The organism is Lysinibacillus sp. CNPSo 3705 (assembly GCF_028674935.1).
In the GTDB taxonomy this organism is placed as follows: Bacteria; Bacillota; Bacilli; order Bacillales_A; family Planococcaceae; genus Lysinibacillus.
In genome coordinates, this window is sequence record NZ_JAQZSD010000111.1 from 1 (window position 1) to 7,739 (window position 7,739).

Annotated in this window: 7 protein-coding genes; 3 read left to right on the forward strand and 4 right to left on the reverse strand. The window is 36.9% G+C overall.

The features are described from left to right. Positions 1–190, forward strand: a 190-nt coding sequence (locus tag PVA17_RS23915) for a hypothetical protein (protein ID WP_274069211.1), incomplete at its 5' end; no start/stop codon positions are given. A 119-nt stretch (positions 191–309) separates the two neighbouring features. Here PVA17_RS23915 and PVA17_RS23920 read toward each other — a convergent pair. Then, entirely contained in the window at positions 310–858 is a 549-nt protein-coding gene (locus PVA17_RS23920; protein ID WP_132360114.1) for an RNA polymerase sigma factor, read from the reverse strand. 509 nt (positions 859–1,367) lie between these two features. On the opposite strand from PVA17_RS23920, the gene PVA17_RS23925 reads away from it, so the two are divergent. After that, positions 1,368–2,237 carry a DMT family transporter gene (locus tag PVA17_RS23925; protein ID WP_274069212.1) on the forward strand — a complete coding sequence of 290 codons (870 nt, stop codon included), beginning with the start codon at positions 1,368–1,370 and terminating at the stop codon, positions 2,235–2,237. 38 nt (positions 2,238–2,275) lie between these two features. On the opposite strand, the gene PVA17_RS23930 is transcribed toward PVA17_RS23925, so the two are convergent. The 3 genes from PVA17_RS23930 to PVA17_RS23940 all read right to left on the reverse strand — a co-directional run bounded on the left by PVA17_RS23930 (position 2,276) and on the right by PVA17_RS23940 (position 5,566). Beyond that, the gene (locus PVA17_RS23930) at positions 2,276–4,528 is read right to left on the reverse strand and encodes an excinuclease ABC subunit UvrA (protein WP_274069213.1); all 2,253 of its coding nucleotides are present in this window, start codon (positions 4,526–4,528) and stop codon (positions 2,276–2,278) included. Beyond that, entirely contained in the window at positions 4,521–4,952 is a 432-nt protein-coding gene (locus PVA17_RS23935; RefSeq protein WP_274069214.1) for a MarR family winged helix-turn-helix transcriptional regulator, read from the reverse strand. The genes PVA17_RS23930 and PVA17_RS23935 overlap by 8 nt, the downstream gene beginning before the upstream one ends. 275 nt (positions 4,953–5,227) lie before the next feature. Next, entirely contained in the window at positions 5,228–5,566 is a 339-nt protein-coding gene (locus PVA17_RS23940) for a hypothetical protein (protein WP_274069215.1), read from the reverse strand. A 692-nt stretch (positions 5,567–6,258) separates the two neighbouring features. On the opposite strand from PVA17_RS23940, the gene PVA17_RS23945 reads away from it, so the two are divergent. Further along, positions 6,259–7,641 carry a dipeptidase gene (locus PVA17_RS23945; protein WP_132360102.1) on the forward strand — a complete coding sequence of 461 codons (1,383 nt, stop codon included), beginning with the start codon at positions 6,259–6,261 and terminating at the stop codon, positions 7,639–7,641. The last annotated feature ends 98 nt before the right edge of the window (positions 7,642–7,739 follow it).

Here is a 7,739-nt window from a genome sequence, read left to right on the forward strand (position 1 = left end):
TTTATCAGCGATTCTTGCTCTTTTATCAGCGATGTTCGATTCTTTATCAGCGATTCTTGCTCTTCTATCAGCGATATTCGATTCTTTATCAGCGATTCTTGCTCTTCTATCAGCGATTGTGAACCCTTTAGCAGCGATGTCCACATTATATCAACTTTTACCACCTGCGATGTTATTCTCAAGGCTATAAAAATGGCATCAAAAAAAGATGCATTGCAAATAATTTTGCAATGCATCTTTTTTTGGATTGGATTGGCCGGGCGAATACTTCCGTCTAAGTAATTATGCTAGTGCGACCAATGCATTTCATTATGCTGGTAGCACAGACTCTACTATGGATGCATCGGCCATTAGCATTTCTTTTAAACGGGCTTTTGCACGGAATAAACGCGATTTCACAGTACCAATTGAAACTTTCATAATTGAAGAGATTTCTGCTAGTGAAAATTGGTCTATGTAGAAATACCATAATGTTTTACGATAGATTGTATCTAATTGACCCATTTTATCCTGTACTAATTTAGTAACAATATCTTTTTCAATTTTTTCTTCTGTTGAAATGTCATTATTGGGAACCAAATCTAATATCGGTACGTCTAATGTTTCAGGTTGGTTCATCATGTATTTACTACGTCGTGTTTTTTTACGATAGCGATCTCTAAATGTATTCATTGTAATTGTTGTTAGCCAAGCTTTAATATGCTCCACCTCGGCAACGCTATCCTCATAGCGCACAACTTTTACCCATACTTCTTGCATTAAATCTTCAGCTTCTACATTATTGCGAGTAAGTTTTAAACATAAATGGTATATGTAACGATTGTATTCCTCATATACGCCTTCTAATTTTTCATTCATTGTGTATTCCTCCGCTTCTTGTTCTTGCTTCTATACACATTCTCGCAAAATAATGTATTACACTCTATCGTATTGGCTTTCAATTACATTACAATCGTGTAAGCTTAAATGCTTTCACTTGTAATATTCGTAAATAATGTTTTATTACTATATTTATTATTCGGAGAAAAGCTTTATAACACGCCCCTCCCTCTTCTTTTTTATTAAATATTCAATAGTATTCCCTTGAAATTCCTAGCGCGAATGAAATCAGATTTTTCATACCTTTCAAACACTTAATTCAGAAGCAGCAACTTAAGTTTTTCGTTCGACCGAGTTTAGACCATTTTTTTCTAATCAAATTCAAAAAAATGTTATATGATAAATGAAATACTATAAAAAGGAGCTGGCTATTATGATCTTTTCACCATTATTTGAACACGATGTACCTGAAGTTGTTCTCCCTTAACGGAGAATTATCATTTCTCCGTTAAGGACAGGCATTGTCTAGAGCTAACGGAGGGGAAAAAATGAAAAAAACCTTATTAGGTTCCTTATATTTATCACTTGCTGCAAGCATTTGGGGCGGCATGTATGTAGTAGTAAAGGTAGTTGTCGATACCGTACCACCTTTAGAATTAGTATGGCTGCGCTATACGATTGCCATCATCGCTTTGTTCATTATTGGCACTATTACAAAGCAATCGTGGAAAATTGATAAGCGGGACTGGCTGTTAATTTTTATGATTGGGTTAATTGGAAATACGATTTCTATCGTTGCCCAAGAAATTGGTACTATGCTGTCTACTGCTCAAATGGGCGCCATCATTACAGCAACGACACCGGCATTTATGGTTGTTTTTGCGCGATTCATTTTAAAAGAAAAAATCACTTTAAAAAAAGCTGTTTCTATTCTTCTAGCGACGTTCGGAGTCTATATGATCGTAGGTAATGCACATATCGATGCCTCCCATCAGTTAGGTGGGGTTGCTCTACTAATCGCTGCCCTAACCTGGTCATTGATGTCTGTCCTTATTAAACGGGTACCAGAGCAGTATTCACAAATCGTTGTCACTAGCTACGGAACACTTGTCGCTATCATGGTCTTAACACCTATAGCCATTCCACGACTAATAAAATTAGACTTACATGCTATGGCAGAGCCATCTATCTGGGGTGGCCTACTCTACTTAGGCGTTATCTCTACAGCGTGTGGCTTCTTACTATGGAATCGTGGACTACAGATGCTTAATGCCGCAAGTGGTGGTTTATTTTTCTTCTTTCAACCAATTGTCGGTACCTTCCTAGGGTGGCTATTACTAGGGGAACAAATCGGCCTATCCTTTTGGGCTGGAACTGCATTAATCTTTAGTGGTGTACTATTGGTTATTCGTGAATAAACACTAAAAGCTGAATGATCTCTCTCATTCAGCTTCTTTTATGTTGCTTTCACATAACATCGTAAATGTTTTGCTGTATATGAGTTTTCTATATCCAATAAATCGATAGGATAACCTTCAAAAAGAACATTTCCACCTAAGTTTCCACCCTCTATCCCCATATCAACGATCCATTGTGCCTGGCTCATAATTGATAAATTATGTTCCAACACAATTAATGTCTTCTTTTTACTTAAAAGTTTTTTAAACAGCACTAATAAATTATCAATGTCAGCTTCGTGCAACCCTGTACTTGGCTCGTCCAACACAATAAGGTCATTACTTGGGTCACCCAATATTTTTGCTATTTTTACCCTTTGAAGCTCCCCACCCGAAAAGGTGTCTAAAGTTTGACCTAAGTGTATATAACCTAAATTCGCCATAATTAAATTGTCCATAATCCTTTGAATACCTTGATCATTAAAAAATTCTTTGGCCTTTAAGGGCGTCAGCTGAAGTACATCGTGAATGCTCAACCCCTTCCACTTAAATGAGAGTACTTCGTCGTTATATCTTTTCCCATGGCATTTCTCACAAACCTGATCAACGTCTCCCATATAGGCCAAGTCGAGTGTTATATGACCTTTCCCTTTACAAACAGGACAAGCACCTTTTCCATTAAAGCTAAATAAAGATGCACTTTTATGGGATGCACGAGCAAAGAGCTCTCTTATTTTATCGAATACATTGAGATAAGTTAGCAGATTGGATCGATTGCTCCCATGTATAGGGCTTTGATCCAGTACTATAGTTTTAGGATACTTTTTAGTAAATAAATAACGTATCAATGTACTTTTCCCTGAGCCCGCAACACCTGTTACAACAGTTAAAGCATGTTTTGGTATTTTGACTGTTGCATCCCGAACATTATTAAGATTGACATGATCAAGTGTATAAAATGACGGAAAAGCCATTTTGTCTGTGTTGACTGTATGTTTTTTGGATAATGCTTTACCAGTGAGCGTATCAGAAATTAGGAGATCGGAATAGTTTCCTTCAAACGTTATCCTTCCTCCATTTGCCCCCGCATACTCGCCAATGTTAATGATATGATCGGCCGTTTTAATGATATCTGGATCATGATCAACTAAAACAACGGTGTTTCCTTTTTTCTTCAATCCTTGGAAAATTCGATTGATGCCAACAATGTTCTCTGGATGAAGTCCAATGCTTGGCTCATCAAAAATGTATAAAAGATCAGACAATGAACTAGTCAAATGCTTCGTCATCTTTATTCTTTGAGACTCTCCGCCCGAAAGTGTTGTGATATTTCGATTAAGGGTGAGATAATTTAGCCCTACTAACTGTAAGCTTTCAAGTTTTCCAATTAAATCTTCAATAATAAGTGATACAGCCGGACTATCGATAGATTGTACAAATAACAATAAATCATCAATAGACATATCCACACAATCTGCTATAGATTTACCTTTTATTTTAGCTGAATGTACTGTTTTATTTACTCTAGTACCTAAGCAATCTGGACAAGTACGAATTTCTAGGATTCTCTTTAAATCGGATTGATATTTGGAATCTTCTTTTTCTATAAAACTTTTTTGAATCCGAGGTAGCACTCCGACATATGTAGAAGTCTTTGGCCAACGCTCAGTGGGATTCTTCGGAGAACTTCCTTCATTGTAAAGTAGAATATTTAACTCTTCTTCTGTATATTGAGAAATATTTTTATCATTATCAAAATTCCCTGTCTCCGTATAACGAGTTAGCCGCCAACCGCCAGGCTGAAATGTAGGAAAATGAATGGCGCCCTCATTAAGTGATTTGTCAAAATCAATCAATTTATTAACATTAATCTGTTGCGTCTCACCAATACCTTTGCAAACCGGACACATCCCTTCCGGATTATTGAACGAATACGCCATAGAATAACCAATAAACGGAGTAGCCATTCTAGAAAACAGCAAGCGCAGACTAGTATAGATGTCTGTAAATGTACCAACAGTCGAACGAGCATTTCCTCTGACTTTTTTTTGATCAATAATTATTGACACTGGCAAATTTTCTATCTTATCAACGACAGGCTTATCAAAATGCGGCAGTAATTGTTGAATATAACTAGAGTAAGTTTCGTTTAATAATCTTTGGGATTCAGCAGCTATTGTATCGAAAACCAAAGACGATTTTCCTGATCCAGATATGCCAGTTACAACAGTGATTTTATGCTTTGGAATAACAAGAGAGATATTTTTTAGGTTGTTTGTCTTTGCCCCCTTTATTGAAATAAAGTCATTCATGATCCTTCAGCCTTTCATCCTTAAGAGCCTTGGAAAACTTCGTTGATAGCTCCGAAAACAACTCCAACTCTCCCTCCGAAAATACACTACCTGCAATTTCGTAAAGTTTGTCATGACCTGCTTCTATGTTTGTTATTAGCACTTTTCCATTGGCAGTCAACATAGTGATTAACTCTCTTCCATCTTGGACATTTGGTTTTTGTTCCAGATAATCTAAATGTTTTAGTTCTCTCAAAGATTTAGATAGTTTCGTTCTACTTATCCCTAAAATAGTACTGATTTGTGACGGTAATAATTTTCCCTCTTCTGATAACAAATGCAAAATATCATATTGTATCCAACTTATATTTTGCAAATTCACTTTATTTCTCTCTGCAACCAATTCACATTGCAAATTAATTAGAGCATTTTTTATATTTTCCACATATTTCACCTCATATATAGTTTCTATTTAGAAATTATATTTTTTTAGCAATCAATGATCAAGAATATATACTCCAGCGAATAGTTCAATGTAAAGGTGATAACCGAGAAATACCCAAGTCCGTTACGATTGGGTGCTTTTTTGGGAGGTTAGATGGGCATACGATAATGAACCAAGATGGACTCTGCCCCGCTTCATTGAGCATAATAAAACCACTCAAATACGAGTGGTTGAATAAAACTTATTAAAGTTTAATAAAGATGTGCATTTTCCAATTAGTTTGAGATAAAAGATTCCGAATTTAGGTGCTCACAATATTCCCTTATTAGCTTCCATTCATCATTTTGTTCTTTCCTAAATCTCTGAACAAATAATTTCACTACCTCTAAAAATTTTCCATCCATTTCAAAAGTTACCCAAAACGTTGCAATCACTTCATTTTCTGATGCAGGTGTAGTATACAATTCTTTAAAATGCCATTTTGGATCATGACCTTCATACTGTTTATATGCCTCTACCCAACCTTTACAAGTTTCTTCGTATCCCCAATCTGATATATCAGTACCAGGCCCTACCCACCGTACTGCTATATCTCGTGAAATTAAAGCAATCATTTCATCCGCGTTGCAACCATTCCATACTTTTTGAAAACGATTAAAAAAACTTTGAAAATCGAGAAAACTCCAAAACTACTACTATTTGTAAATAATTTGAAGACTTTTTCCTCTTAAAAAAATGGCGACAAAATCTAAAAGCAACACAAAAAGCAACCCCAAGAGTAGATGCTTTTTAACAAACAAGTTATACAATCTGTCTACCAGCAGTTGCTTGCTGAAGGATATGTAGAAAGTAAACCAAGAAGTGGCATTTTCATTCTACCTTTTATCAGACCCTAGCCCCATCCGAATCCCAACATAATGATGGATTCTGGCTTTTGAAGAAACCAATGGACGTTTAGGGAATATATTCGGACGCCCAATTTTTCAGCTTCAAACATTAAATCCCCTGCTTTTATATGTTTTAAATAAAGTAATACATGCGGACCAGCTTTTTCTCCTATTACTTAAATCGAAAGTGGCATTCAATTATTATCCCCCATTATTAGTCGTAAAGCTGTTCCAAAAGGAGTATATTCTTAGTCTTTCAAACACCTACCGTAGCCAAGCGCTTTGTGTTAGTCATCCAAGTATGCGGGACTAAGCATTAACTAATTAAAACGTTAGAAACCATCGCCATAACAAGATTCCCCAACCACATTATGCTATACTATTTCTATTATCGAAATATTTGAAAAGAGGGATGCTAGATGACAAATTTACAGCAATTAGATGCGTATTTCTCAGAACATCGCGAAGCACATTTAAATGAATTAAATGAATTTTTACGTATTCCAAGTATTAGTTCTTTATCAGAGCATAAAGGAGATATACAAAATGCCGCTGAGTGGCTAGCAAATGCTTTTAAAAAGCTAAATCTTGAGCATGTCTCTATTACGCAAACTGCAGGACATCCTGTTGTTTATGCGGATTGGTTACATGCAGAGGATAAACCAACTATTCTATTTTACGGTCATTATGATGTACAACCGGTTGACCCACTAAATTTATGGGAAACAGAGCCATTCAACCCAACAATCCGAGACAACAAACTATTTGCTCGTGGTGCTAGTGACGATAAAGGGCAAGTATTTATGCACTTAAAAATGATTGAAGCATTATTTGCGACAACTGGCACTTTACCAGTGAACGTGAAATTCATCTATGAAGGTGAAGAAGAGATTGGTAGTCCTAACCTTCCTGCCTATGTTGAAGAGCATAAGGAGAAACTGGCTGCTGACTTAATTTTGATTTCTGATACAGGTTTATATGGCCCTGGTAAGCCTGCTGTATGCTATGGATTACGTGGCTTAACAGGTGTTCAGATTGATGTTCGTGGTGCAAAAGGTGACCTTCACTCTGGTCTTTACGGTGGCGGTGTCCAAAACGCTATTCATGCATTAGCTGACATTTTAGCATCCTTCCGCGATGAGCATGGTACAATTCAAGTTGAGGGCTTTTATGATAAAGTTTTACCATTATCGGAAGAGGAACGTGAAGCTTACCGTGCGCTTGGTTTCGATGAAGAATCTGTGAAGGAAGAAGTTGGCGTGAAGGAATTATTCGGTGAAGCTGGTTATTCCTATTTAGAACGTACTTGGGCACGCCCAACACTAGAGATCAATGGTGTATTTGGTGGCTTCTCTGGTGAAGGCATTAAAACAGTGCTTCCTGCTGAGGCTGGCGCAAAAATCACATGCCGTCTAGTACCAAATCAAGAGCCTAATGAAATTGTAGCACTATTAAAAGCACATATTGAAAAACATAAGCCAACCGGCGTTGAAGTGACAATCTCTGAATTCGATAAAGGTCGTCCATTCTTAACGCCATTTGATCATCCATTTATCCAAGCTGCTGGTCGCTCATACGAAAAAGTATATAATGTGCCAACTGCTTACACACGTGGAGGAGGATCAATCCCTATCGTGGCTGCCTTTGATGAAATTTTAGAATTGCCAGTAGTGCTAATGGGCTTCGGCTTATCCAGCGAAAACTTCCATGCACCAAATGAACACTTCCATTTAGAAAATTTCGATAAAGGATTACGCGTTTTAAGTGATTATTTATTCGAGGTAGCTGAATTACGAAAATAAAATCGAGTAGGAGGGAGTGATTAACTCCCGACCTCTCACACCACCGTACGTACGGTTCCGTATACGGCGGTTCAACTAAGATCAATAACGCAAAGTTT

Coding starts and splice junctions, on each gene's coding strand:
- PVA17_RS23920 (WP_132360114.1), bottom strand. CDS start 858: ATGAATGAAAAATTAGAAGGCGTATATGAGGAATACAATCGTTACATA.
- PVA17_RS23925 (WP_274069212.1), top strand. CDS start 1,368: ATGAAAAAAACCTTATTAGGTTCCTTATATTTATCACTTGCTGCAAGC.
- PVA17_RS23930 (WP_274069213.1), bottom strand. CDS start 4,528: ATGAATGACTTTATTTCAATAAAGGGGGCAAAGACAAACAACCTAAAA.
- PVA17_RS23940 (WP_274069215.1), bottom strand. CDS start 5,566: ATGATTGCTTTAATTTCACGAGATATAGCAGTACGGTGGGTAGGGCCT.
- PVA17_RS23945 (WP_132360102.1), top strand. CDS start 6,259: ATGACAAATTTACAGCAATTAGATGCGTATTTCTCAGAACATCGCGAA.